This window comes from Atribacterota bacterium, from assembly GCA_028717805.1.
GTDB lineage: Bacteria > Atribacterota > Phoenicimicrobiia > Phoenicimicrobiales > Stramentimicrobiaceae > Stramentimicrobium.
Genome location: JAQUNC010000012.1, coordinates 25,563 through 49,840 on the forward strand (window position 1 = coordinate 25,563; position 24,278 = coordinate 49,840).

Below are 24,278 nucleotides of genomic sequence, written 5' to 3' on the forward strand. Positions count from 1 at the left end.
AAAGAGTACTATAATTTCTGATAACTATCAGGTTAATTCCTCTACCAGCCAGTCTAAATCCAATTCAATCAGTTTTCCTATACTTGGTTTCCCTTCTTTGTTCCATCCCATTAATTCATAGCGTAATTTTTTGGCCTCTTCAAAATCCTTTCGCTGTAATGCTCCTTTGCCCTTAAGAGGTCCATCGGGGAAATTAGAAAAAAATATTTCTGGTAAAGTGTCATCATCTGCAGTAAATCCTTCTCTAATATTATATACTCTAGCCATATTTATAGTTCTTTCTCCTAATTTCATCAGTTCATACCAGGTAGTCTGCCAGCTGGTTGTAGCACGAACAATCGCCAGTAATTCATCCATAGTGCCCAGACTTCTAGGTACATAACCAAAGTCACATATACCTAAAATATCAAAAATAGTCCAGTAAATATCCAGCATCTTAAACAGAGCTACCTTTCGATAACTCAAATCCGTTGCGTCCAGCGGTTTTAAGATACCAAGACCGCTCATTTCCTTTAAACCAATGGAGTCTTTGCTGGAAAAGAAAGGATCATGCGGAGCTTTCATGTGATCTGCTCCATAATCAGAAAAAGCAAACTGTAGGGCAAGACTAGCTTTGGCTCTCGGATCGTGCATAGGAACTTCCTGTCCTTTAACCTCTTTTAAATATTTCTCAGAGCCCCGGCCAATTTGGCGGGATAATATACGTGAACCCTGGGCTAACAACTTGCCAAATCCCTCTTTTTTAGCAATCTTTTCAATTAAAATAAGCAAGGCTTCTTTATTGCCAAAATGCAAATCTATACCATCTGCATCTTCCCTATTTAATATTCCCTCTTCATAACATTGCATAGCGAAAGCAATAGTCATTCCTGCTGAGATGGTATCTATACCCCATTTGTTACATAATTCGTTGGCTTTAGCCACATAGGGCAAATCAGCAATACCACAAATAGAACCAAGGGCTACAACAGTTTCGTATTCTGGTCCCCCATAAACAGGATTTATTTCTATTTCTCCATTATTAAACTCTACTACTCTTTTACAGCGAATCGGGCAGGCATAACAGCTATCCCTCCCTTTTAGAATTGTTTTATTATAAATTTCAGCAGTAAGATTTTCACCATCCCGAAAATAACCGGTAGTCCAGTTTAAAGATGGAAGTGAGCCTGATTCGTAAAACCCCCTTACTGTAGCAGGGGTACCATATTCCCTTAAAGCTCTGCTCAAAGGATTTTCCATAACTCTTCGGGCAATATTCGCAGATATTTCTTTCACTCTTTCTTTATCATAAAGGGTAACAGGATTGTTACCTCTTACCACAATGGCTTTAAGTCTTTTAGAACCCATCACAGCGCCTAATCCGTTTCTACCATTAAAATGAGTTAACTCATTAACAATATTGGCATATAAGACCTGATTCTCTCCAGCCAGGCCAATCTGACATATTCTGATATTTTTATCTCCCAGTTCTTCCTTGATTATTTGTTCTACTTGATAGGTTTCCTTACCCCAGAGATTGGTGGCATCTTTAAATTCGACCTGTCCGTCTTTAATCCAGATATAGCATGGTTGTTCAGCAATGCCTCGAATAACTATGGCATCAAAACCAGCCTTTTTTAGTTCCGGTCCCCAATAACCGCCTGCTTCAGATTCTCCCTGTGCTCCAGTTAAAGGAGATTTAGTACAAACTGTATAACGGGGCATTGCCGGAGCTGCATTCCCTAAAATAACACTGGTAGAAAAAATAAGTAAATTATCCCCTGAAAAAGGATCCACACCTGGTTTCATTTCTTTTAACATATAGTAAAGTCCAAATCCTCGGCCCCCCCAGTAGGTACGATAAAAAATTTCATCAGGCTGTTCAATCTGATAACTTTTTTTATCGAGGTCAATTCTTAAAATCTTACTGTTATATCCAAATGGCATTAATAAGCTCCTTCCTATTAATATTTTATATTCTAAATTTTTTGTTTTTATTTTTCTTCCTGCTGAATAGGATACTAAATACTATTCTCTATATTAATGAACAAATTTGATTTTAGCAAATAATATCTGGATAATTACTTAGCACGAATTACTATTTATTTTTGCAGAATTTTGTTATAATGGAAAAGTTTAAAAAATGGTAAACGGATCTGAGCATGAATAATAGAAAAGTTGTTTTTATACCCTGTAAAACATATCAGCAAAATGAGGTAAACAGAGCAATCCAGCAATTGTTTACCGAGTTAGGTGGTCTCAATCAATATATCCAGCCTGGGCAAAAGGTACTGTTAAAAGTCAATCTATTGATGAAAAAATCTCCAGAAGCAGCGGTTACCACTCATCCTGCTTTAGTAGAAGCCATTGTTAATCAAATTCATACTCTTGGTGCAAGGGCTATAATAGCTGATAGTCCCGGCGGACCTTTCACCAAATCCTGGTTAAAAGGTATTTATCGGGAAACCGGTATGGAAGAAGTTGCTGCTAAAACAGGTGCTCAATTAAACTGGAATTTCCAGCAACAGGAATTCTCTAATCCAGAAGGAAAAATTCTTAAACAGATTACCGTAGCAAAGATCATTAAAGAAGTTGATGTGGTTATTTCTCTGGCTAAACTAAAAACACACGGTTTTACCATCTATACTGGTGCGGTAAAAAATCTTTTTGGCACCATACCGGGTCTCTTAAAAGCGGACTATCATTTAAGAATGAGCGACGTCAGGGATTTTTCCAATATGCTGGTTGATGTTACCGAATTTGTAAAACCACAATTATCAATTATGGATGCAGTAATAGCTATGGAAGGTACCGGTCCGTCAGCCGGTGATCCAAAGCAGGTTGGTCTTCTGGGTGCTTCGACTAATCCTCATGCCCTTGATCTTGCTTGTTGTTATCTAATTGACCTGGCTGCTGAGCGAATATTTACTTTACAGAAGGCCATAGAGAGAGGACTGATACCAACAAATATCCAGGAGCTTGATATTAAGGGAATAAATAGAGAAAAGTTTGAGCCAATCCCCTTTAAAGTTCCGACAACGTCACGGAGCAGACATATTCCCATTCCCTTACCTCCTCGCCTGGATGACTTCTTTTACAAAATATTACGTCCTAAACCTGATTTTAGACACAAAAAATGTGTGGGTTGTGGCTTATGCGCCCGGCATTGTCCTGCCAAATGTATTGAAATGATTGAAAATAGACCGAAAGCCGATCTTACTCGCTGTATTCGATGCTTCTGCTGCCAGGAGTTATGCCCTTATCAGGCAGTTGAAATAAAAAGAAGTAGATTATCACAATTAATATTCCGATAATCAATCTTTTTTCTAAATATTAATAATAAACATTGGGTATCGCTTTTTTCCATCCGATCTAATTTTTTAATTACCGGCCTACCATTCTCTCACCGGGCAGGAATTTATTTGAAACCTTTTTGATAAATCTTTACTTTTTTTCTGTTAGATAGAACTATGTATCTATTGCTGGCTCTATAGTTTATAATAAGGATTATTTTATTAGCCATTAAGGGGTTGCTTTGAAAAGCACCTTTCTAATTATTTTATAAAAATGGAGACCAGGCTCTTGTTTTATTTTAGAATAGTGTTACAATTATTAAAAAAGTAACACGATTTCTAATAAAAATGGGGGTTTCAATGTTTATTAAAAACAAATTATTTATTGTTTTTTGGAGTCTACTACTTGTCAGTATCTTTACTTCCTATTGTTTGGCGTCTGATATTCAAATAACCGATACCTTAGGTAGGGAAGTGGGTATACCACAGGAGATCAACCGAATTCTGGCAGTAGGGTGTTCTCTTAGGGAGGTTCTTTCTTTTGATGTAGTAGATAAGATTGTGGGGATTGAGTACCGGGAGAAAGCCAAAACAGATGAAAAGGGAGCTCCCCAGGGCTCTGATTTGCCCTATATGCTTGCTTTCCCTGAATTGTATAATTTACCGGTAGTCAATATAGGAGCAGGTGGAAGCGGATATAACCATGAAGTGATTATACAATTAAATCCCGATATTATATTCATGGGTGCAACTGATACTCAGAAAGTTGATGATTTACAGAATAAGACCAGGATCCCGGTTATTGCAGTATATACTAATCCTATTGGGACACTCAAACAAGACGAAATGTTTTACCAATCTTTAAAAATTATTGGTGAAGCATTAGGTAAAAAAGACCGAGCCGAGGAGTTAATCAATGCAATTGAAACTTATAAAAAAGACCTCAGTAATCGAACAAAAGATATTTCTGATGAGCAAAAATTAACTGCCTATATTGCTGGAAGGGCTTTTTATGGTTCTCATGGCTTAACTTCTACTGATCCGCAATGGCCTCCCTTTAATTGGCTCAATATACTGAATGTTGCCTATGAATTGTCTGAGTTGAGTTCCGGAGTTAATATCGATAAAGAAGCACTGATCGGTTGGAATCCTGAGGTGATTTTTATATCTCCTGTTTCATTGTCTATTATAGAAAACGAGTTACAAACCAGTCCCTTCAAAGAGCTTAAGGCAATCCAGGAAAATAAAGTATACTATGTCTTACCTTTTTGCTGGTATTCCTATAACAAGGAAAACGCAATCATTGACGCCTATTATGTGGGGAAGACGATCTATCCAGATATATTTCAGGATATAAATATTGATCAAAAAGGAGTAGAGGTCTTTAAGAAATTTTACGGAGGGAGCGGTGAAAGTGCTTATTATACTCTAAAAGATAGATTTAAAGCGTTCAGTCAATAATGGAGTATTATATATTATAATACATCATATTTACTAATTGGTGAAAAAATTTGAATAAAAATGTAGTCCAAAAATATACTCAATTGAATAGAAAAAAAATAGTTATGGGAGGTATCCTAATTATCTTTTTACTCTTGTTTGGTCTATTTTCCCTATCCATAGGTGGACATAAGCTCTCTTTATCCACAATTTATCAAGCCTTAATAGGCAAAGGAGGGAACACAGCGGAGTTAATCATTTGGAATATTCGTCTTCCTAGAATATTAGCAGCTATCATTGCCGGTATTTCCCTGGCAGTTTCCGGAGCAGTGATGCAATGTACCTTAAGAAATCCACTGGCTTCCCCTTATACCATAGGAATATCGCATGGGGCAATGTTTGGAGCTGCTGTTGCTATTATCCTGTTTGGTATTGGTGGTGCTGAGAGTACCGGAAAAATATTTATTAACAGCCCCTATCTGATAACTGTTTTTGCCTTTTTAGGTTCCTTTGTGGCTGTTTTAGTGATCCTGCTACTGGCAAAGTTAAAAAATTTTGCTCCAGAAACCATTATACTGGCTGGAGTAACTATGAGTTCTTTATTCACTGCCGGAACTATGGTCATGCAATATTTTGCAAATGACCTGCAATTAGCAGCTATGGTTTACTGGTCTTTTGGAGATCTGGGAAGACCACATTGGGTAGAGGTAGGTATAATGGCAGTATTTATGATTTTATCTGTTGCTTATTTTATTTACAAACGCTGGGATTATAATGCTTTAGAAAGTGGAGAGGAAAGTGCCAAATCATTAGGAGTCAATACCAAAAAAACCAGATTATTAGGAATGTTGGTTGCCTCCCTCCTGGTATCGGTCAATGTGGCCTTTTTGGGTATTATCGGTTTTGTTGGATTAATATGCCCTCATCTGGTAAGAATATTAATAGGTGGAGATTATCGCTTTATCATCCCTATCTCTGCCTTAATTGGAGCATTATTATTACTCATTTCCGATACTGTTGCCCGTACTATTATTTCACCTATTATATTGCCGGTAGGAATATTAACCTCTTTTCTGGGAGCCCCGGTCTTTCTTTACTTGCTTATTAAAAGATATCGGTGATAAAATAAATTCTAAAGATTAAGAGGTAATAAAGCTTATTATTTTTACCTGAAGCCCGAGAATTGGTAATATTCAATTCATTAAGAGGATTCAGTAAAAAATGGAAAGGGATGAATAGAAAAAGAAGAATAAGGGAGATAACAAATGATTCTTCAAGTAGATGGAATGGAATTCTCTTACCCGAGTAAAAGTGTTTTAAAAAATATAGTATTTCAGGTAAATAAAGGAGAGGTTGTTTCTGTCCTGGGAATAAACGGAGCAGGCAAATCTACCCTGTTAAGGTGTATCAATAAGATATTGAAGCCACAAAAAGGAACTGTATTAATTGATAGATTTAATTTAAAACAATTAGATGATGTGGGGATTGCCCAAAAAATGGCTTATGTTCCTCAAAATACTATCAGTAATTATATGACCGTTTTTGATACAGTGCTCTTAGGTAGAAAACCTTATATTAAATGGGAAGCCTCTAAAAGGGATCTTGAAATTACCAGCAATATTTTAAAGCTAATGCAGTTAGAAAAATATGCCTTGCGCAACACCAATGAGTTAAGTGGTGGTGAACTGCAAAAAGTTATTATTGCCAGGGCTCTGGTTCAGGAACCTAAAGTTCTTTTGTTAGATGAACCGGCTAACAATCTAGATTTAAAAAATCAGATAGAAGTGATGAAAATCATTAGAGATATTTCCAGAACTCAAAATATTTCTGCTATTGTAGTTATGCATGACTTAAACCTAACTTTGAGATTCTCCGATAAATTTATTATGTTAAAAGATGGAAAAATCTTCTCAGAAGGGGGTAGCAAAGTAATTAACTCCAGAAATATCCGGGAAGTTTTTGATGTAAACGCCTATGTAGATAATTATAATGGTATTCCCATTGTAGTATTAGAGTAATGTGGTGGTTAAAATATTTTTACTTAATCTATATAAATTATTAATTGCCTTTTTTACCAATATCAATGGTTGAATAAATAATTTTACCAAAAAGATTGAGTTAGAAACGCCTGCCATTTGTATATTTAGTGAAGTCCTAACTTGACAAATCGGATAGACAAAATATAATACTAGGTAAAAAGAGAATAGAAAAAAATAAATAGAGTTTTAACATTCATGGTTCAGAAGTGATTAAAAAGGAAAACGGTGCAAGACCGTTGCTGTCGTCGCATCTGTAATCAGCATAACCCGGTATTATTCACTGCCCAGCAGGTGGGAAGGATAATACTAAAAGGAGCTGGGAGCCAGAAGACTTGCCATGATTGTCTGCTTGGGAGACCTCCGACATAGAGGGAGAGCAGGAGTAAACAAATAGTGGTAAGTTTATTAAGCTGCCTTCTTGGAAAGAGGAGGCAGTTTTTTTATTTACCAGGGGGAAGGAAGGGGGGAACAACTGTAAAATATTTTATTTGATAAGAGCATTAATAATAGAAAGGGAACGAATAATAATGTCCAAAAAATTTTATTTTATTCTTATAGCACTACTTATTTTCGTAAATATACCTTTGCTTTGTACTAATATTTTTGCAACCGAATTGCAGGATTCTCTTTTTACATTGGAAGAAATTGTGGTTATTGCCTCAAAATACCCGCAAGAATTACTTACCTCAATAGCTAGCGTTGAAATTATTAACAAAAAAGATATAGAGATCTCTAAATCTGAGAATTTATCGGGAATAATAAAAAATATTGCTGGGCTTGAAATAACAGATTATGGTTCTCCCGGTGATATTAAATCGGTTAGCATTCGCGGTTCTTCTCCTGAACAAGTCTTAATCATGATAGACGGGAAGGTTGTTAACGATCCCCAAACCGGTAAAATAGATCTGGGCTTAATCCCGGTCGGTATGATTGAAAAAATCGAAATTTATCGAGGACCGGCATCAGCCCTCTATGGAGCAAATGCCTTAGGTGGGGTTATTAATATAATAACTCAAGGTGGGGGAGAGGAAAAAAAAGGAACGGCAGGAGTTTATTTCGGGAGCTATCATACCCAAAAATACCAGGCTTCTTATCAAAATCGAAGCAATGATTTTGACTATTTTTTTACTGGTGAATATTACCAAACAGAAGGTGACCGAGAAAACAGTCAATTGGATAAGATTTCTTTGCTGGGCAAGATTTCCAAGGAGATAGATCAAAAAACTGATTTGGATTTATCTATTCGTTATCATGATTATCAAAGAGGATTGCCCGGTTCTTTGGATTACCCTACTCCCAATGCCCAGCAAAATGACCGGAATTTCAATCTGAATTTAAAATGGCAGAAAAGAGAAGAGAATAAAGATATCAATATAATAGCCTGGTATGATTTTCACCGTCTTTATTATAACAATCCGGATGAATGGGAACACACCGGTGCCAGTATTCATAAAACCTATACTGCCGGGTTATCTTTTGATAGCACCCATTATAACTTCAGTTTTGATGATGACCATATAGAAAGTGACCATACTCTAACTTGGGGTGGAGATATTAAATACCATTGGATAGATAGTACAGATATCGGAAAACAACAAGATCTAAACAGTGCAGTATTTATTCAGGATGTCTGGCAGCCGGCAGAATTAGAAAAGCTAAGTATAACAGCTGGAGTACGTTATGATTACCATCAAATCTTTGGTGGACAGTTTAACCCTCGGGTAGGGATTTCCTATCGTTTGCAAGATGAGCTCAGTTTTCATGCTTCTGTAGGCCGTGCTTATCGTGCACCCACTTATGATGATCTTTACTGGCCGGAAGATGGCTATGTTGGCGGTAACCCGGATTTGTTACCAGAAATCGCCTGGGCTTATGAAGCAGGATTACGCTTTATAAATGAAAAAGGAGACGCTCAGGCTGAGTTAAATGTCTTTCAAAAAAATGTAAATGACTTAATTAATTGGACAGCTGATCCTGACGGGGTATGGAGACCTTCTAATATTGGCTCAGCACGTATTGTTGGAACAGAGGTTATCCTAAAGAGAGAATTTAATGACCACTTTATTGGAAATCTGAATTATACCTATGTAAATGCCACTGACCTTGATACAGGCAATCCATTAAAACCAAGACATAAGTATGGGCTTGGTTTGGCTTACTTAAATCAGTTTGGAGTAAATAAGGATGACTTTACAATAGGATTGAATGGATACATAGTCACAGGCCGACCTGATAATTTAGATAATTATTATCTTTTTGAAGCAAATATTGATAGAGATTTTACTGTTAATAAAGAAAAGGACCAGAAAATTAAATTAAGCCTCTCCATCAAAAATTTATTTGATCAAAGACCTGAATTAGTCAGTGGATATCCAGTTCAGGGAAGAACATTTCTATTGGGAATTAGTGCTGATTTTTAAAATAGAAAATAATAGGGATGGACAAACAAAATATAGTACATCCCTATTATTTCCCTAGCTAGAAAGAGTATAAAGAAAAAATGAATAATAAATTTTTTATTATTGCCTTAATTATTTCAATATTTTTTCACTATTGGATTATTAATATTTTTTCTGACCAATCTGATAAGTGGAAATATCCGGAAGAAAAAAAAGAAACAGTTATTTCTGCCAGGCTGGAATTTCTTGCATCCGATTCTTTTTCTCTGCTTATAGAAGAAAATCCTAATCAAAATTTAGATAAGCATAATACGCCTCTAGAGACTATTTCTACAGAGAAAGAGATGATTACACAAAAAGACCTTCCCTCAGAAAATATCAGCAAAGAAGAGCAATATGGTATTGAATATAATTTATCAGAAATGAAAGAAATAATAGATGAACAATTACCTTCTTATAAGTATAAATCAACAGAACAAAATGGTACATCAAATAGTCAAGAAATAGAAAATAGGCAGAAAACACCTGATAACATTTTAACTGACAATAAGGTTGATCAAGATAAAGAATACTACAAAGAAGTTACAAATCAGGATTCTCTTCTGTTAAGAGAAGAAAGGGGGATTAAATCCATTCAGAAATATTTTCCTCTCGACTTAACAAATTCTAATCTAATAGATAATCTGGTAACCATGCCGCAAATTATTTCTTATCATCCACCAGAATATCCTGATAATTTAAGAAAAAGAAATATTGAAGGACAGGTCCAATTAAAAGTATTGGTTGACAAAGAAGGTAATGTTAGTGAAGTGCTTATAGATACTTTCTCCGGTTATCGAGGTTTTGATCAGGCTGCTTTCGAGTCAATCTTTCACTGGAAATTTAAACCAGCAAAATATGATGATGAGGAAAAAGATAGCTGGGTATTGATCCCTATCATTTTCAAACTGAAATAAATTTAGAAAGAGGTATAAAAATGAGAATATTAATTGAGCAAGGGGGAGTTGTTATTTATCCTCTTTTGGCTGTTTCCGTTATTGCTTTAGCTATAATTATGGAACGGTTTTTTTATTTTAGTAGAATTAGACGGGAAGTCCCGGAAAATATTATTCAGCAAGTCAAAGAGAGTCTAAAGCAAGGAAAAACCCAGGAAGCTCTAAAAATATTAAAGAAACCATACAATCCTATATATAGTGTATTGTATAAGGGAATTCTGGTCTGGGAAGAAGGTTATATAGAAACAGAAAGAGCAATGGAAGAGTTAAAGATGATTCTATTTCCCAGAATGGAAAGACATCTGGGGATGCTCCATTTTATCGGAAAGATAAGTCCTTCATTAGGATTATTGGGAACAGTTACCGGAATGATAAAGACTTTCCATTTTTTATCTTTGAATGTTGAATCACAACAATTAGCTCAGGGCATATCTGAAGCACTAATAACAACTGCCTTTGGACTTAGTATATCAATTCCTGCCCTGGCTACTTACTATTATTTTATGAATAAGCTGGAGCATGTGGTAAAACATACTGAAAAAAGGGAATTAGAATTAATTCATTATATTCAGAAATTAGGTGACCAGCATGCGCAAATACAAGATTAAAAAACTTGATATGGAAATAAATATCGCTCCGCTCATTGATGTTGTATTCCTTTTATTACTTTTCTTTATGCTTGCCTCTACCTTGGATACAAATGAGATTAGAGCAACAATTCAGTTACCACAAGCAGAAGGGGAAATAAGCAGAGAAAAAGATAAATCCATTGCTTTATATTTAGATAAAAATGGGATGATTTATGTAGGAAAGAATAATATTCCCTGGGATATATTGCCATATTATTTAAAAGAAAAATATAAAGATTTTTCAGATGGCATCGAAGTATACGCTGATAAAGAAGTTGATTTCGAATATATTGCTAAAATGATGGTAGTGGGAACTAGATTAGAGATTGATATAATTTCTTTTCTTTTAGAACATGAATATTTAAATTAAAAATTTTTCTCATCATAATAATGTTCAAAAATAATTCATATTCATCCACATTAGGTGGTTGGCAATATACTATGTTCACTATTTTAACTTTCCTGACATTCCTATCCCCAGAATATTTTCCCCACAGAAAGGACAATTACCATCTTTTATCATATTCTCCGTAGAAAAATATTTGCGATGAATTACAGTTTTACCACAGGAAGGACAATTGGTGTTCTCTCCCTCTCCTACATTACCCTGATATACATAGTGTAGTCCTTTTTCCCGTCCAATTTGATAAGCTTTCTCTAAAGTAGACAATGGCGTGGGAGGTGCATCATTTAACTGATAAGTAGGATAAAATGCCGTAATATGCCATGGTATATTTTTATCAATATCAGCAATAAATTCGGCTATTTTCCCTAATTCATCCTCACCATCATTATATCCTGGAATAATCAGGGTAGTTATTTCAATCCAAATACCTAATTCAAAGTATTCTTTGATCCTTTCTAACACCGGTTTTAACTTAGCACCACAAATCCGTTTATAAAATGCATCGCTTATCGCTTTTAAATCAATATTAGCCGCATCCAAATAGGAAGCAATGTAATGGAGAGCTTCCGAACTGATGTAACCATTGGTAACAAAAATATTCTTTAATCCCTTTTGTTGGGCAATCCGAGAAACCTCTAAAGCTGTTTCAAAGTAAATAGTGGGCTCAGTATAAGTATAAGAAATGGACAAACAGCCACTGTTTAATGCGTTTTGAACTACCTTCTCGGGAGTAGTAATCTCTCCATCTATAATATCTCTTCTTGCCTGGGAAATAGACCAATTCTGGCAGTGCAAACAATGAAAGTTGCACCCCATTGCTGCAATGGAATAGGATTGTGAACCGGGATAAAAATGAAACAAAGGCTTTTTCTCAATAGGATCTATATGAGCAGCAATTAATCGTCGATAATTCAAACTGTACAAAACACCTTCCTTATTTTCCCTTACCCGACATATTCCCTTGTTACTTGATGATATTTTACAGTGATGAGAACAAAGCAAACATTCTACTTTATAATCTTCTAATTTCTTATAAAATAATGCCTCTTGAGTCATTACCATCACCTATGATTTTTTATTAAATCCCTATTGCCAATCGTTCTGCTAAAAACTTAGGAAGGCCAGCTTTAATTATCTTAGCCTGGGCTTTACTAATAGGGTAACTTACCCGCCTGATAAAAACCATCTCTTTTTCAGTATCAAAAATGATAAAACTTGCCTGAGGATTACCATCTCGGGGCTGACCAATACTACCGCTATTAATGATATAGCTATGATTGTTTTCTAAAATAATCTCAGCTCCGACAGTTGCATCAAAATAACGAACTAACTTATTTTCCCGATGAAAGGTAAAATATCCGGCAACATGGCTATGTCCAACAAAATAAACTTTGAAATCAAACTCAATAAATATTTCTTCTGCAGTCTGTTTGTCCAGAATATATTCCCACAGAGGTTGACGAGGACTACCGTGCACTCCCAATATATCTTTAGCAATAGTAATTCTTCTCCGTAAACCATTGAGGTAATTAAAGTTTTGCTCATTTAACTGTTTCTTAGTCCATTGAAGGGATTGTTTTGCATCTTCATTAAAATAATACAAATCTAATTCCCCAGTTATGGCGCCCTCATGATTTCCCTTTAAGCACAACCAATCCAATTCTCTCATCTTTTCAATACAGTAAACCGGATCAGCCCCATACCCTATGATATCTCCTAAACAAAAAATGCGCTCTACATTTTTTAACTCATTTAGTACTGCATTTAAAGCCTCGGCATTGCCATGAATATCAGAGATGATTCCCATTTTCAAGGTAGACAAACCTCTCTCTCTGGAAAACAATAGAATATTCAAGGGGAATTCTTCCTCTTGAGAACCCCTGAAATACCTCTTTTAAATTGAGAAGGTAAGCAACATAGTAATGTTATTTTTATGATCCTGAGGAATCATAAATATAGTAATCAAATATTTTATATTTAAAATCTAATTTAACACCATCTTCCTTGTTTAATAATTATTCATCATTAAGAGGTTAGGGAGTAAACTCCCCTTTAGCCTATTTATCAATGTCTGGTTAAATAAAGCTAAAGCAGGTAGGAAAAGAATTGCTCCAGCAGATTACTATGCCAACCCTTACATATTAATTGATGATTGGCTATTGATTTGTCCAAAAAGTCAAGAACTGGTCTTTTTAGTAAAATCTGTAATTGTGTACGACACATATTTGGTGATTCTAAATTACTTATCAATTCTCCTTCTGAAATAAAATATCTTTCTATATTCCCATCCATTTTAAAAATGGTCACTGGACCTTCTTGAACCTTACCGCTCACAGCAATTCCCATACCAGATTCAAAATGACTTTTCCAATGAAAGCTTTTACACATGTTAAGCGGAATAGTGCAATGAGAAAAGATTACCTCATTTTTTTTCTCGTCAATACAGGAAGGATTAGCCATAAAAACCGGTTCATCAGTTAAATGATGTAGAAGAATCATTGAAATTAACGCAGGTAAGTCACCTTCACACCCAGCAAGTAAACCTTCCCGATTCAATAAAGACAAGGATAGACACCCTGTATTTTGATAGAAATCTAATAATTCAAAACAACGAACAGTGATGGCATTAAAATTATATTCCATCATTAAATTCTTTAAACCTTGATATATTCGCAGTGATTGATTAAGAGTATTACGGTCAAATCCTGAAACAGCTACTATATTAAGGGGAATATCTATGTCTTTAACCTGATCTATGTGTCTAACCATTTCTTCTATAGGGATATCATATATTTTCATTCCCAGTTTTTTTCTAATGGCATTATAGTCTGCTTTACTGGCAATTAACCACTCAGATGGCTCACCTAAAACACCAATGCAGTATTTGCTACAGATTTTTTTTGTTTCAATTACTTTTTTTATCAACTTTAACCTTTGGGCAATCCACGCTTCTGAACCATGTAAGATCTCTACCTTTTCACTTCTTCTTTGTAAATAGGTCTTAATCTCCAAAGCTGCGGGTAAAGAATTATACAAGCAACTAGTCAAAAGCAAATATGGTGGAGGGAATTGCTGATAAATCCGCTTAAATTTTTCTTCTACTCCACCAGATTTAATTAGAATGACTGGCAGGATATCTCCCTTCTTAACTTCTGCAGGGCTAATAGATAATATTTTTTCTCCCAGGTATTTTTCAACCGATGTTAAAAAGGGCTGAAGAGAAAAGTCAATATTCTGTTTTTCCATAATATTGGAAACTAAATGATAACAGCCTATTTTCAATATCATCCACCACTAATAAAAACATTTTTACCATTCAAATTATAAATATTCTATTAACCACCCATCACCGCTATGGCAGTGCCACCTCTACCTATGTGTACACTGAGAGCAGGTGATCCCTCCGCAATATATATTTCAGCTTGAGGAAAACGATTTTTTAATTCCTTCTGGTACCATTTTGCCAAATTAATATCCTGAATGTGAGCAATAGCAAAATAGGGATTCTTCTCTCCTAAAGCAAATTGACTAGCTAATTCTAAAGTCTTATCCCATAAACGACGCAAACCAACCACTTTAGCCGCTTCTTCAAAGGCGCCCTCCTGATCTAAGGTAATTACTGGCTTTAAATGTATCATAGAACCTATGAATCCCTTTATTCTATCCAGACGCCCACTTCTAATTAGATATTTTAAGGTTGGAATACTAACAAATATTTTACAATGCTGAATATGATTATTTATTCTTTCTATTAACTGATTGAGTGGAATCCCATTCTCAACCAGGCGAGCAACCTGCAACACAATTAATCCCAGACCAACTGAACTGGTCTTAGCATCAATTACCTGAATTTTATCCTGATATTTACTTTGTTTACTAGCAACACATGCTGCCTGAAAAGTACCACTTAACTTTCCTGATATATGAATAGAAATAATAGCCTCATTTTCTTCCCCAACTTTCTGGTAAATATCCTCAAAATACTGGTAAGGGGGTTGAGAAGTTGTTACATGTTGCTCGGGGTTTTCTAGAAAATCCAAGACTTCTGTGGTAGAAATATTAACCCGATCTAAAAAACTCTGTTCATTAACCTGAACAGCTATAGGTACTATTTTAATATTATATTTTTCAATTAATTCATCTGGCAAATCACAGGTTGAATCAGTAACTAGGGCAATCTTTGGTAATTTTATGCTTCCCTTAATATCTCCTGTCTGCTCCCACATATCATCTACTTTGGTTTGCACAATTGTACCAAAAGAACCTATCTCAGAGAAAACTAAATCAGGTTGATTAGTATGAATATGGATTTTCAACTGTTCATCAGATCCAGCTACTACCTGGGAATCACCCAAACTGGTTAATCTATCTCTGATAAGATTTCTGTTTAAATTATTTCCTTCTAGTAGGCATTCAGTGCAAAAACGAAATCTTGATTTTTCCAGGGAACGAAGAAAAGACTGCTCTTGTGAACTAATTGAGGATCTTTTTTCATCGTGTTTCATCATCCTTAATCGGCCAAATTCAATAAAATCAACAATTCCTTCCAATAAATTTACAAATCCTTCTGCACCAGCATCCACTACACCGGCTTGTTTCAAAATTGCCAATTTTTCTGGGGTTTCTAATAATGAAACTCTGGCCTTTTTTAGAGATTTTTTAAATAATTCTACAAAATCGGGTGTTCTATGAGCCAATTGATTGACATGATTCGCCCAATCTCTCATAACAGTAATAATTGTGCCTTCACAGGGTTCAGCAATAGCCATAGCTGCCTGCTCCACTGCTTTTACAGCTGCTTGAGAAAAGGCTACCGTCGTTAGGCGATTCATACCCCGAGTTGCCTCAGCTAATCCCTGGAAAAACTGAGCTAGAATAGCACCAGAATTACCCCTGGCACCCTTAAGAGCAGATTTAGCAATGCGCTGAATCATAAGCTCAAAAGAAGTCTGGCGAAAATCCTGAACCCCTTCTACAATATTATTCATAGTTATAGCTAAATTAGTACCGGTATCTCCATCAGCGACTGGAAAGACATTAATATCATTGAGATGATCTTTAGTCTGACCAATTCGCTGAGCTGAGGTCATTATAAATCTCTTAAAACGAATTCCGTTAATATACTTAATCTGTATTTTCATAACTTCACTCACCTTATGATCAATAATTAAATACTACAGGGTAATGGGGTAGGGAATTTCTTCCCCTTGATAACTCCTTTATAATATAAATATACCGTATATGGTATTGTTTTATACTTAAAGTTTATTGTCTTCTTGATCAAGCTAGTAATGGTATGAATGAAACATTCTTAAAATCTAATTTAGCATATCATACGTTTTCTTTATTAAAAATATTATTTTAATCTTATTATATATCTAATAACAGGTTTTTTCTAATCTTTATTGGAATTATATAGCTATTATATAAAAAACAGGCAGGATAAAGCTTTTATTGTATTATATTAAGCTTTCCTGCCTGTAGCTTTATTTTTAATTCCAATGTAACCTTATTAGTAATTAGCAAGGTATTGTTCTAACTCCCAGGGAGACACTTGTAGGCTATACAACTCCCACTCCTTATATTTTGCCCTTAAATAATTAGTGATAATATGATCAGTAAGCCCTTGGTGCAATACTTTATCCTTTTGGAATTCTTCTAAAGCCTCTTTTAAATTGGTTGGTAAACATTCAATACCGTATTTTTTTAATTTTTGGTCATCCATAGCGTATATATTTTCATTGATAGGGTCAGGTGGCATAATCTTTTTTTGAATTCCATCTATACCTGCAGTAAGAATAACGGCAAATGTCAGATAGGGATTACAGGATGGATCAGGACAACGAAATTCTATCCTGGTATTGCCATCTCTCACCACCGGTATTCTGATTAAAGGGCTCCGATTACGATGTGACCAGGCAATATAAACTGGAGCCTCATACCCTGAGATTAAGCGCTTATAAGAATTTACTAGTGGATTAGTGATAGCAGCCAGTCCTTTGGCATGTTTCATTATACCACCAATAAAATAAAGTGCCTCTTTGCTCAAGTCATATTTAATATCAGGATCATAAAAGGCATTCTTGCCATTTTTAAAGAGGGAAATATTGGTATGCATTCCTGATCCCGCAATACCATAGACTGGTTTGGGCATAAAGGTTACATGCAGATTGTGCCACATTGCAATAGTCTTACTGGTTAATTTTAATACCATAATGCGGTCAGCCGTAGTAATGCCATCAGAATATCGGAAATCTATCTCGTGCTGACCCGGTCCTACTTCGTGATGAGAAGCTTCTACTTCAAAACCCAATTTTTCTAAGGTGATAGCCATATCTCTGCGTAGTTCTTCTCCCAAATCTATGGGAGAAAGATCGAAATAACTAGCCTGGTCATTAGTTTTAGTTGTGGGTTTGTTTTGTTCATCCCTACCAAAGATGTAGAATTCCATTTCTGGTCCAAAATTAGCAGTATAGCCCATTTTTTTCAGATCAGCTAATACCCTTTTCAGATTAGTTCTAGCACAGCCAGCAAAAGGTGTCTTATCTGGATTAACAATATCACAGATAATCCTGGCTACATACTGTTCTTCTTCCCAGGGATTAACCATAAAGGTATCCAAATCAGGCTGTAGATACATATCTGATTCCTCAATCCGACAAAAACCCTGTACCGATGAACCATCAAACATAATGTTTCCATCTAACACTTTTTCCAGGTCTCGTATTGGTACCTCTATGTTCTTGGGAATCCCCATAATATCAGTAAACTTAAGCCGTACAAACCTTATCTTTAATTCCTCTGCCTTTTGTAATATCATTTTTTTTGTTGTCTCAGACATATATTACATCTCCCTCATTCTTAGTTTATTAAAATAGAACCTTACAAAAAAATAATTTAACTATACAAGTAATTTTTTTAGCTTTTTGGAAACCAATTTTTTTAATTTTTTTATTAGGGATTTATTCGTAATAGAACTGGTACTTCTGCCTTATCTTTCTGCGCATTTTTGAAACCATAGTATGTGAAATACCAAGCTCTTTGGCAATTTCGCGATCAGTAAGGCCTTTCATACGGAAATCCAGCAATACCTTCTCTTTTATAGATAATTCTTTGCTAAATTCATCCAAGTATAAATACTCATCCAAGATATAATTATTGCCATACTTGTTTATTAGTTTTGTTTCATCCTTTATTTCCCGACTTAGTGCTTCACGATCGGGATAAACTTTATTCGGATATTCAGTTACAGTTTTAAGGTTTTTTCTGATATAATTTTTTAGATAATAATAACAACCCTGTAAGATATAACTATCATTTTTATCTTTTAACTGTCCCTTTTCTTTCTCTTGCCACAAGTATAATAGGATTTCTTGGTACAGATCATCACTATCTATATACTGATAATTGATATTTATCTTCCGAATAATAGCTCTAATCTGGTATTTTATGCTATTAACTATTTCGCTTAGTTCTCTTTCTTTTTTCATAAGCCATTTATATTATTTTTATCGTCAGTAAATATATTTATAATAATAAAAATATCCTTTGATAGATATAATTTATACTATTTAGGAATTATCCCTGGCGGTAAGAATCAAGTACTTTCAAATAGTTAGCCCTCTCCCAGAGAGCTGCCTGAGGAGTTGTTCTATGACTCATAATGCCATGAATCTCTTGTAATGACTGATATTTGTTATTTTCCAACCATTTTTCTATCTCTACCAATAAAGACTGGAGATAACCAATTCCTCTTTCCAGTAATACAGAAGCAATCATGGTTACCTTAGCACCAGCCATGATACTTTTGATAACATCCTCTGTAGCATGTATTCCTCCAGTAATAGCAATGTCTGTCTCAATTTTGCTAAATAAAATTGCTGTCCATCTTATTCTTAGCAATAATTCTTCAGAGGTACTTAACTTAATCATTGGTTCGATTTTCATCTTTTCCAGGTCAATATCAGGCTGATAAAAACGATTAAAGAATACCAGGGCACTGGCACCAGCATGTACTAATTTGCTACTCATATTTGGTATGGAACTAAGATAGGGATGAATCTTCACAGCTACGGGTATAGCAACACTTCCGGTAATTTCATCAACCAGTTTTAGATAATGTTCTTCTATTTGACGACCATCCATTTCAGGATCGGTCGGCAGAAAATAAATATTTAATTCTAAGGCATCGGCACCGGCTTCTTCCATCGCAATAGCATTATTTATCCAACCACCGACTGAGATGCCATTAAGACTTCCGATTACAGGTATATTTACTTTACTCTTAGCCTCTTTAATAAAACTCATATATTTTTCAGGAGTTAACTTGTTACGAGCTACGTCAAAATAGTAATCGAGATATTTACGATAACCATCCTTTTCATATAATAAGGAATAGCTGAGCTCACTCTGAATTGCTTGTTCTTCAAAAAACGAAGGCAATACAACAGCTGCAGCTCCATTCTCTTCTAATAACCTCATCCTTTCAATGTTCTCTCCCAGGGGAGAGGAAGCAATAACAAGAGGGTTTTTTAATTTCAGACCCATATAGTTTACCCGTAAATCAACCATATAAATTTCCTCCTTGAAAAGTTATCAATAATTACTCTAAAATATAGTTAAAATTTACCCTTACCTCAAATCTTCCGAACGATCAGATAATATTCGATAAATTTCTAAGATTTCTTGATGGCTGTCTTGTGCCTGAGCTCTGTTAATAACTACTTGCCTATTGTATTGATCTTCCAGAATAATAAATGGTTCCTCACAACTCTCAATTCTTTCAACCAGATCCCGCATATTCCATATTTTTTCCCCATTTACCCGATCCACTACCCAGTTACCTATATTTTGATAACCCTGGTTCACATCTGCAGCCAGTGCTTTTAATAAAACTACAACCTGTTGGTCTTCTCTTTCGGGAATATTATTTAAGATACAACATACTAGCTCTCTGGGAGCAGATTGATACCATTGTGCACCCCAAATATTCAATAAATCTTTAGTTAAGGGGCAGAATACCAAACCACCATATATATAATAAGTGGGAAGAGTTTCATATTGTTCCATAGGTACTAGACGATCTTTAATTAATGAACGAAAGAGATTAGCTCTTCTTTCTATTTTTTCTCCTTCCCGCAAAATAGTTAAGTTTAGATCTTCGCCAATCTGCTTTTGTTGAATAACATAATTTAAGTGCGTTCTTTCATTAAGGCGAAATTCGACAGTTCCATCATTGCCAATGGAAAAATCTTCAACTGAAAGCAATACATCGCCAATTTCTAAATTACCATCAGCTGGAGAACCAGGAACAATCTGGTTAATGAGAACTCCGCTTATGCCATCCTCCATTTGATAGTATCTTCTTAAACCTTCATTCTCCATATCCTGTATACTTATACCCAAACTGGGGTATCCATCCAGAGTACCATCTTCTAAATCAGCAAAGAAATGGCGAATAACAGGAATAGGCACCATATAACCAATATTCTGAGCAGAGGAAATTCCCTGCATTACCACTCCCACAATTTTATCATCTACTAATACCGGACCACCGCTATTACCAGGATTAATTGCTGCATCAATTTGTCCCGCTAAAAAAACAGAGGAACTGTGTACATAGGGTTGATGTTCAATACGGGAAATCACTCCTTTAGTAATGCTTAACATATCCCCACCTATGGGAAATCCATAAACCATTACTTCCTGTTGTGTTTCTGGTAGTTCACCAAAAGATAGAGCCGGTGTTCCGATAAAAAATTCGGATTCTTCTACAGTTAATAAGGCTAAATCAGTTAAATGAGAAACAGCCGCCACTTGTGCCCGATACCGTTGTGTATCTCCATATTTTCGCACTTGCAGAAAAGTTTGATTACTTACCACATGGGCATTAGTCAAAATTAGATTATGTTCTATTATACATCCTGAACCAGAACTGGCTCGTGGTCCCTGCATACTCCAAGGATTGTAATAATCCGGATAATTGCTAACCGTATAAACCTTAACAATGGCCTCACGAACATCTGTAGCCGCCAGAGAAATATAGTATGGCGAAATAAACATTAAAAAAACAATAATCAATATCTTAATGAGCAGTTTTCTCTTATTACTATTTCTTAATAAACTTCCTCTAAACATTATTTTCTACCTCACTTCAAACTTTATATAATCATTTTACACTATAAATCAATCTTATCATCAATAGTAACTCTAGAAAGTTGCAGAAATTCTGTGCAGTAGCAGTAACTAAGTTAATAATCTGTTTACCAAGGCGGGCTCATTGCATAAGAAACAGTTTTAGGTATTATCTTCAATACCGATATAAAAACTACCATTACCAATCGGATGATTTCTTGCTACCAGAAGAATATTTCTTACCTGATGCAGTTTTTTCCTGCTAATGAATAAAGAAGATATTATCAATTTTGGTCAGGTAACTTCAGGAAATCTATTTACCAGAAGAAATATAAAATACTGTAACTAAGACCAGGAGAATCAATCCTTCTTGACAGTGCCAGTTTCTACACCAATATTTACCCATAACATCTTTCCATCATCAAATATTGGTTTTATCATATGCTTATCGTTTAAATAACTCAAATGAGCTGCAACGGTAATATGGGTTAAGACAAACTGAACACTGGAAAGCTGTAGATGATAATCATTGACCAAAAGCTGTAATATTCTTTCTCTAGAGACCGGCTGGTAACAGTAAGTTATAATTTTCTTATTAATTTGCTCTACCTGATCTCTATTTACCCGAATCAAATCACCAATATCTCCTGTAGGCTGAGCATGGGCAGGGATAAATAATTTTGCTGAAAGTTTTTCTAACCAGGAGAAGGTATTAAGAGCTTGTTCAATATTGCTCTTTACGGTTAAGCCATATTTGTTAATTATTTCGAGTGAAAATAGACTATCAGCAATAAACAATACATCATCAGGAGTCTTTATGCCAATCATCTGAATGAAATGTCCTTTCAGTGGGAAAGCCTGTAAAGGTGTATCCTTAATCATTCCTTCGGTATTGATAATATGAGTTACTTCAGAAGGCTGTGCCTGTAAAAATTTATTTCTCATTGCCTTAAAGGGAAATGCACCCCACAATAAAAAAGGTTCTAACCATGGCTCACTAATAAAGATCGATTCTACGGCTGTAGCTAAAATATCACAACCGGTCTTTTTCTGTAAATAGGCATTTCCGCCAATATGGTCAGCATTGGAATGTGTATTAATAATTTTACTCAATTGCCATCCTTTCTCTTCCAGAAGTCGGAATATTTTTCTACCAGCTGACTCATCATTCCCGCTATCAATTAAGATAGCCTTTTTATCTTCCACAAAAAGACCAAGATTGGTCGGTCCAGGGATATAGTAAGTATTCTCAGTAACTTGCCTTAATTCCATATTGCACTCCAATAAATTATTTATTATCCCAGCAGATTTATTTGAAGAATCATTTCATCAGACAGTTATTTTCATTTGGTCATATGCCAAAATACTTTCAGGATATAATCTGGGAAAATCATTTTCTCTATTCATAGTATCCTTACCAATATGAGTAAAAATAATGTTGTTAATTCCATATTTTTTACACCAGTTAATCTGAGTTGGTATTTTGGTATGCCCAAGAAGTATTTTCCCTTCTCTTCTTAACAGGTTTGCCTTTGCTGTTGAGCCATCACCAATGTAATAATCAGATCCTGGTAAAATTTGTTCCTTAGCAATTATATCAACCAGGTCAGGATTATATATCAGAACTTTATAGTCTGGCAACCGAATTTTAAATCCAACTGCAGGACAACAAATGGAATGAATTACTCTATATGGTAATATCTGAAAAGGACCTAAAGATAATCTTTGATAAGGAATAAAAATGCAGGAATTAACAGGACTAAATTTGCCATAATCAAGCGTTTCCTGAGTCAGATATATCGGAATAGCAGAATTAGCTTCTTCCAAAGTCCAGAGATAATGATCAGTATGAGCATGGGTAATTAGTATAGCATCGGGTTTCAGAATGCTCAAATCATAAGCATGGATATGACCATAATCGATAAGTAGACGAAAGGGATGGGCATCAAAGACCTGCAATAATAAAGAAGAATGGTAAAAGTGTTTTTCGGTTCTTTCTTCCACCTCTGCTCGGGTACCTAAAAATGTCAACCTAGTCATATTAATTCCTTAACTGCTTCTTAATACAGGATTATTAAGGGGAATCCTTCCCCTTGATAATCCCCTAATTAGTATATAGTATACCAGTATAAAGTATACCGTATAACGTCGTAGAGCGTTGAGCGTATTGCGTAAATCATAGGCCACAGTTCAATAGCATATTTTATAAGAAATAGAAAGAATTTAAATATTTATCTTTAATACCTGCTGATAAAACTGTAAAATCTGCTCATAGGCAGAATCCGAGCTGCTAATACTGGAAGTTAATTTCTCTAAGGGACATTGGTCAGTCTGGTTACGATTTTTAATATAGGGAACACATTGCCCAAATTGATAAAAAACAGAATTATTATCCAATATTTCTCTGGCATTCTCACTAATTGTCCCAGCATATACTGCTTTCACTTGATAATTAGCCACTAAAAGAGCTGCGGCTCGACCAATCACCTTATCAGCTATAATTGCCTTATTAAGGACTTGATCATCACCATTGATAACTTCCAATAAAGGAAGAACACCTTTTTTATAGGATGTTTTTATTAATTTACCTCTTTTTATTAATACAAAAGTATACTTTTCTTTCTGTAAGATTTCTTTTGCTTTGTTCAAATCATCCATATTTGTCATACTTTTTACTTCTTTGGCATATTTTCCTTCTCATCTATTGTTCATATTATATACATCTTTTTACTCACTTATCAAGTTGTTAGAATTTTATTTATCATATGGTAATGCATAACCAAAATTGCACTAAATTTGTTCTTTGACAATGAAATTCTGTTGATTCAGAAACCTCCTTAATAGGATAACAAGGTTCTCATTACGGTGGTTGAATCCCCATTCTACTTCTTTTAAGTAAAATGGGAAATAGACACTTGAGATGCCACGGTAATGGTACAACCAATGCTTGGCAAAAGACCAGAA

Annotated in this window: 20 protein-coding genes and 1 riboswitch; of the genes, 8 read left to right on the top strand and 12 right to left on the bottom strand. The window is 35.0% G+C overall.

Going from position 1 to position 24,278, the window contains the following annotated elements; genetic code table 11:
- Positions 1-27 precede the first annotated feature (27 nt).
- Positions 28-1,926, bottom strand: a complete 1,899-nt coding sequence (locus PHD84_04150; GenBank protein ID MDD5636999.1) for an aldehyde ferredoxin oxidoreductase family protein — start codon at positions 1,924-1,926, stop codon at positions 28-30.
- 215 nt (positions 1,927-2,141) lie between these two features.
- Between PHD84_04150 and PHD84_04155 the strand changes: the two genes are divergently transcribed.
- The 8 genes from PHD84_04155 to PHD84_04190 all read left to right on the top strand — a co-directional run bounded on the left by PHD84_04155 (position 2,142) and on the right by PHD84_04190 (position 11,144).
- A complete protein-coding gene (locus PHD84_04155) occupies positions 2,142-3,293 on the top strand; it encodes a DUF362 domain-containing protein (GenBank protein ID MDD5637000.1) in 1,152 nt (383 codons plus the stop codon).
- Between the two features lie 339 nt (positions 3,294-3,632).
- Positions 3,633-4,733: an iron ABC transporter substrate-binding protein gene (locus tag PHD84_04160; protein ID MDD5637001.1), complete on the top strand. Its 1,101-nt coding sequence runs from the start codon at positions 3,633-3,635 to the stop codon at positions 4,731-4,733.
- A gap of 104 nt (positions 4,734-4,837) precedes the next feature.
- The gene (locus PHD84_04165; GenBank protein MDD5637002.1) at positions 4,838-5,833 is read left to right on the top strand and encodes an iron ABC transporter permease; all 996 of its coding nucleotides are present in this window, start codon (positions 4,838-4,840) and stop codon (positions 5,831-5,833) included.
- A 144-nt stretch (positions 5,834-5,977) separates the two neighbouring features.
- Entirely contained in the window at positions 5,978-6,730 is a 753-nt protein-coding gene (locus tag PHD84_04170) for an ABC transporter ATP-binding protein (GenBank protein MDD5637003.1), read from the top strand.
- A 200-nt stretch (positions 6,731-6,930) separates the two neighbouring features.
- Positions 6,931-7,106: riboswitch (cobalamin riboswitch) on the top strand.
- A gap of 172 nt (positions 7,107-7,278) precedes the next feature.
- The gene (locus PHD84_04175; protein ID MDD5637004.1) at positions 7,279-9,171 is read left to right on the top strand and encodes a TonB-dependent receptor; all 1,893 of its coding nucleotides are present in this window, start codon (positions 7,279-7,281) and stop codon (positions 9,169-9,171) included.
- A gap of 80 nt (positions 9,172-9,251) precedes the next feature.
- Complete coding sequence (locus PHD84_04180; GenBank protein MDD5637005.1) at positions 9,252-10,106, top strand: energy transducer TonB; 855 nt, start codon at positions 9,252-9,254, stop codon at positions 10,104-10,106.
- Between the two features lie 20 nt (positions 10,107-10,126).
- Positions 10,127-10,753, top strand: a complete 627-nt coding sequence (locus PHD84_04185; GenBank protein ID MDD5637006.1) for a MotA/TolQ/ExbB proton channel family protein — start codon at positions 10,127-10,129, stop codon at positions 10,751-10,753.
- A complete protein-coding gene (locus PHD84_04190) occupies positions 10,734-11,144 on the top strand; it encodes a biopolymer transporter ExbD (GenBank protein MDD5637007.1) in 411 nt (136 codons plus the stop codon). The genes PHD84_04185 and PHD84_04190 overlap by 20 nt, the downstream gene beginning before the upstream one ends.
- 78 nt (positions 11,145-11,222) lie before the next feature.
- On the opposite strand, the gene amrS is transcribed toward PHD84_04190, so the two are convergent.
- The 11 genes from amrS to PHD84_04245 all read right to left on the bottom strand — a co-directional run bounded on the left by amrS (position 11,223) and on the right by PHD84_04245 (position 23,981).
- A complete protein-coding gene (gene amrS, locus PHD84_04195; protein ID MDD5637008.1) occupies positions 11,223-12,242 on the bottom strand; it encodes an AmmeMemoRadiSam system radical SAM enzyme in 1,020 nt (339 codons plus the stop codon).
- A 16-nt stretch (positions 12,243-12,258) separates the two neighbouring features.
- Positions 12,259-13,035, bottom strand: a complete 777-nt coding sequence (locus tag PHD84_04200; protein MDD5637009.1) for a metallophosphoesterase family protein — start codon at positions 13,033-13,035, stop codon at positions 12,259-12,261.
- A gap of 230 nt (positions 13,036-13,265) precedes the next feature.
- Positions 13,266-14,462, bottom strand: a complete 1,197-nt coding sequence (locus PHD84_04205) for a hypothetical protein (protein ID MDD5637010.1) — start codon at positions 14,460-14,462, stop codon at positions 13,266-13,268.
- Between the two features lie 53 nt (positions 14,463-14,515).
- Positions 14,516-16,321, bottom strand: coding sequence for a DegV family protein (locus PHD84_04210; GenBank protein MDD5637011.1), 1,806 nt, complete (start codon positions 16,319-16,321; stop codon positions 14,516-14,518).
- Between the two features lie 371 nt (positions 16,322-16,692).
- Complete coding sequence (glnA, locus tag PHD84_04215; protein MDD5637012.1) at positions 16,693-18,021, bottom strand: type I glutamate--ammonia ligase; 1,329 nt, start codon at positions 18,019-18,021, stop codon at positions 16,693-16,695.
- A gap of 121 nt (positions 18,022-18,142) precedes the next feature.
- A complete protein-coding gene (locus PHD84_04220; protein MDD5637013.1) occupies positions 18,143-18,670 on the bottom strand; it encodes a sigma-70 family RNA polymerase sigma factor in 528 nt (175 codons plus the stop codon).
- A gap of 88 nt (positions 18,671-18,758) precedes the next feature.
- Positions 18,759-19,751 carry a dihydroorotate dehydrogenase-like protein gene (locus PHD84_04225; GenBank protein ID MDD5637014.1) on the bottom strand — a complete coding sequence of 331 codons (993 nt, stop codon included), beginning with the start codon at positions 19,749-19,751 and terminating at the stop codon, positions 18,759-18,761.
- Positions 19,752-19,811: 60 nt separating this feature from the next.
- A complete protein-coding gene (locus tag PHD84_04230; protein MDD5637015.1) occupies positions 19,812-21,317 on the bottom strand; it encodes a serine protease in 1,506 nt (501 codons plus the stop codon).
- 357 nt (positions 21,318-21,674) lie between these two features.
- On the bottom strand, positions 21,675-22,586 hold the full coding sequence (locus PHD84_04235) for an MBL fold metallo-hydrolase (protein MDD5637016.1): 912 nt from the start codon (positions 22,584-22,586) through the stop codon (positions 21,675-21,677).
- Between the two features lie 57 nt (positions 22,587-22,643).
- The gene (locus PHD84_04240; protein MDD5637017.1) at positions 22,644-23,354 is read right to left on the bottom strand and encodes an MBL fold metallo-hydrolase; all 711 of its coding nucleotides are present in this window, start codon (positions 23,352-23,354) and stop codon (positions 22,644-22,646) included.
- A gap of 183 nt (positions 23,355-23,537) precedes the next feature.
- Positions 23,538-23,981, bottom strand: a complete 444-nt coding sequence (locus PHD84_04245; protein ID MDD5637018.1) for a DUF1893 domain-containing protein — start codon at positions 23,979-23,981, stop codon at positions 23,538-23,540.
- Positions 23,982-24,278 lie beyond the last annotated feature (297 nt).

Excerpts from the sequence above, each read along its gene's own strand:
- PHD84_04230 (MDD5637015.1), bottom strand. The coding sequence starts at position 21,317 with ATGTTTAGAGGAAGTTTATTAAGAAATAGTAATAAGAGAAAACTGCTC.
- PHD84_04210 (MDD5637011.1), bottom strand. The coding sequence starts at position 16,321 with ATGAAAATACAGATTAAGTATATTAACGGAATTCGTTTTAAGAGATTT.
- PHD84_04170 (MDD5637003.1), top strand. The coding sequence starts at position 5,978 with ATGATTCTTCAAGTAGATGGAATGGAATTCTCTTACCCGAGTAAAAGT.
- PHD84_04165 (MDD5637002.1), top strand. The coding sequence starts at position 4,838 with ATGGGAGGTATCCTAATTATCTTTTTACTCTTGTTTGGTCTATTTTCC.
- PHD84_04245 (MDD5637018.1), bottom strand. The coding sequence starts at position 23,981 with ATGACAAATATGGATGATTTGAACAAAGCAAAAGAAATCTTACAGAAA.
- PHD84_04235 (MDD5637016.1), bottom strand. The coding sequence starts at position 22,586 with ATGGAATTAAGGCAAGTTACTGAGAATACTTACTATATCCCTGGACCG.
- PHD84_04185 (MDD5637006.1), top strand. The coding sequence starts at position 10,127 with ATGAGAATATTAATTGAGCAAGGGGGAGTTGTTATTTATCCTCTTTTG.
- PHD84_04220 (MDD5637013.1), bottom strand. The coding sequence starts at position 18,670 with ATGAAAAAAGAAAGAGAACTAAGCGAAATAGTTAATAGCATAAAATAC.
- PHD84_04160 (MDD5637001.1), top strand. The coding sequence starts at position 3,633 with ATGTTTATTAAAAACAAATTATTTATTGTTTTTTGGAGTCTACTACTT.
- PHD84_04150 (MDD5636999.1), bottom strand. The coding sequence starts at position 1,926 with ATGCCATTTGGATATAACAGTAAGATTTTAAGAATTGACCTCGATAAA.
- PHD84_04155 (MDD5637000.1), top strand. The coding sequence starts at position 2,142 with ATGAATAATAGAAAAGTTGTTTTTATACCCTGTAAAACATATCAGCAA.
- glnA (MDD5637012.1), bottom strand. The coding sequence starts at position 18,021 with ATGTCTGAGACAACAAAAAAAATGATATTACAAAAGGCAGAGGAATTA.
- PHD84_04180 (MDD5637005.1), top strand. The coding sequence starts at position 9,252 with ATGAATAATAAATTTTTTATTATTGCCTTAATTATTTCAATATTTTTT.
- PHD84_04240 (MDD5637017.1), bottom strand. The coding sequence starts at position 23,354 with ATGACTAGGTTGACATTTTTAGGTACCCGAGCAGAGGTGGAAGAAAGA.
- PHD84_04225 (MDD5637014.1), bottom strand. The coding sequence starts at position 19,751 with ATGGTTGATTTACGGGTAAACTATATGGGTCTGAAATTAAAAAACCCT.
- PHD84_04175 (MDD5637004.1), top strand. The coding sequence starts at position 7,279 with ATGTCCAAAAAATTTTATTTTATTCTTATAGCACTACTTATTTTCGTA.
- PHD84_04190 (MDD5637007.1), top strand. The coding sequence starts at position 10,734 with ATGCGCAAATACAAGATTAAAAAACTTGATATGGAAATAAATATCGCT.
- amrS (MDD5637008.1), bottom strand. The coding sequence starts at position 12,242 with ATGGTAATGACTCAAGAGGCATTATTTTATAAGAAATTAGAAGATTAT.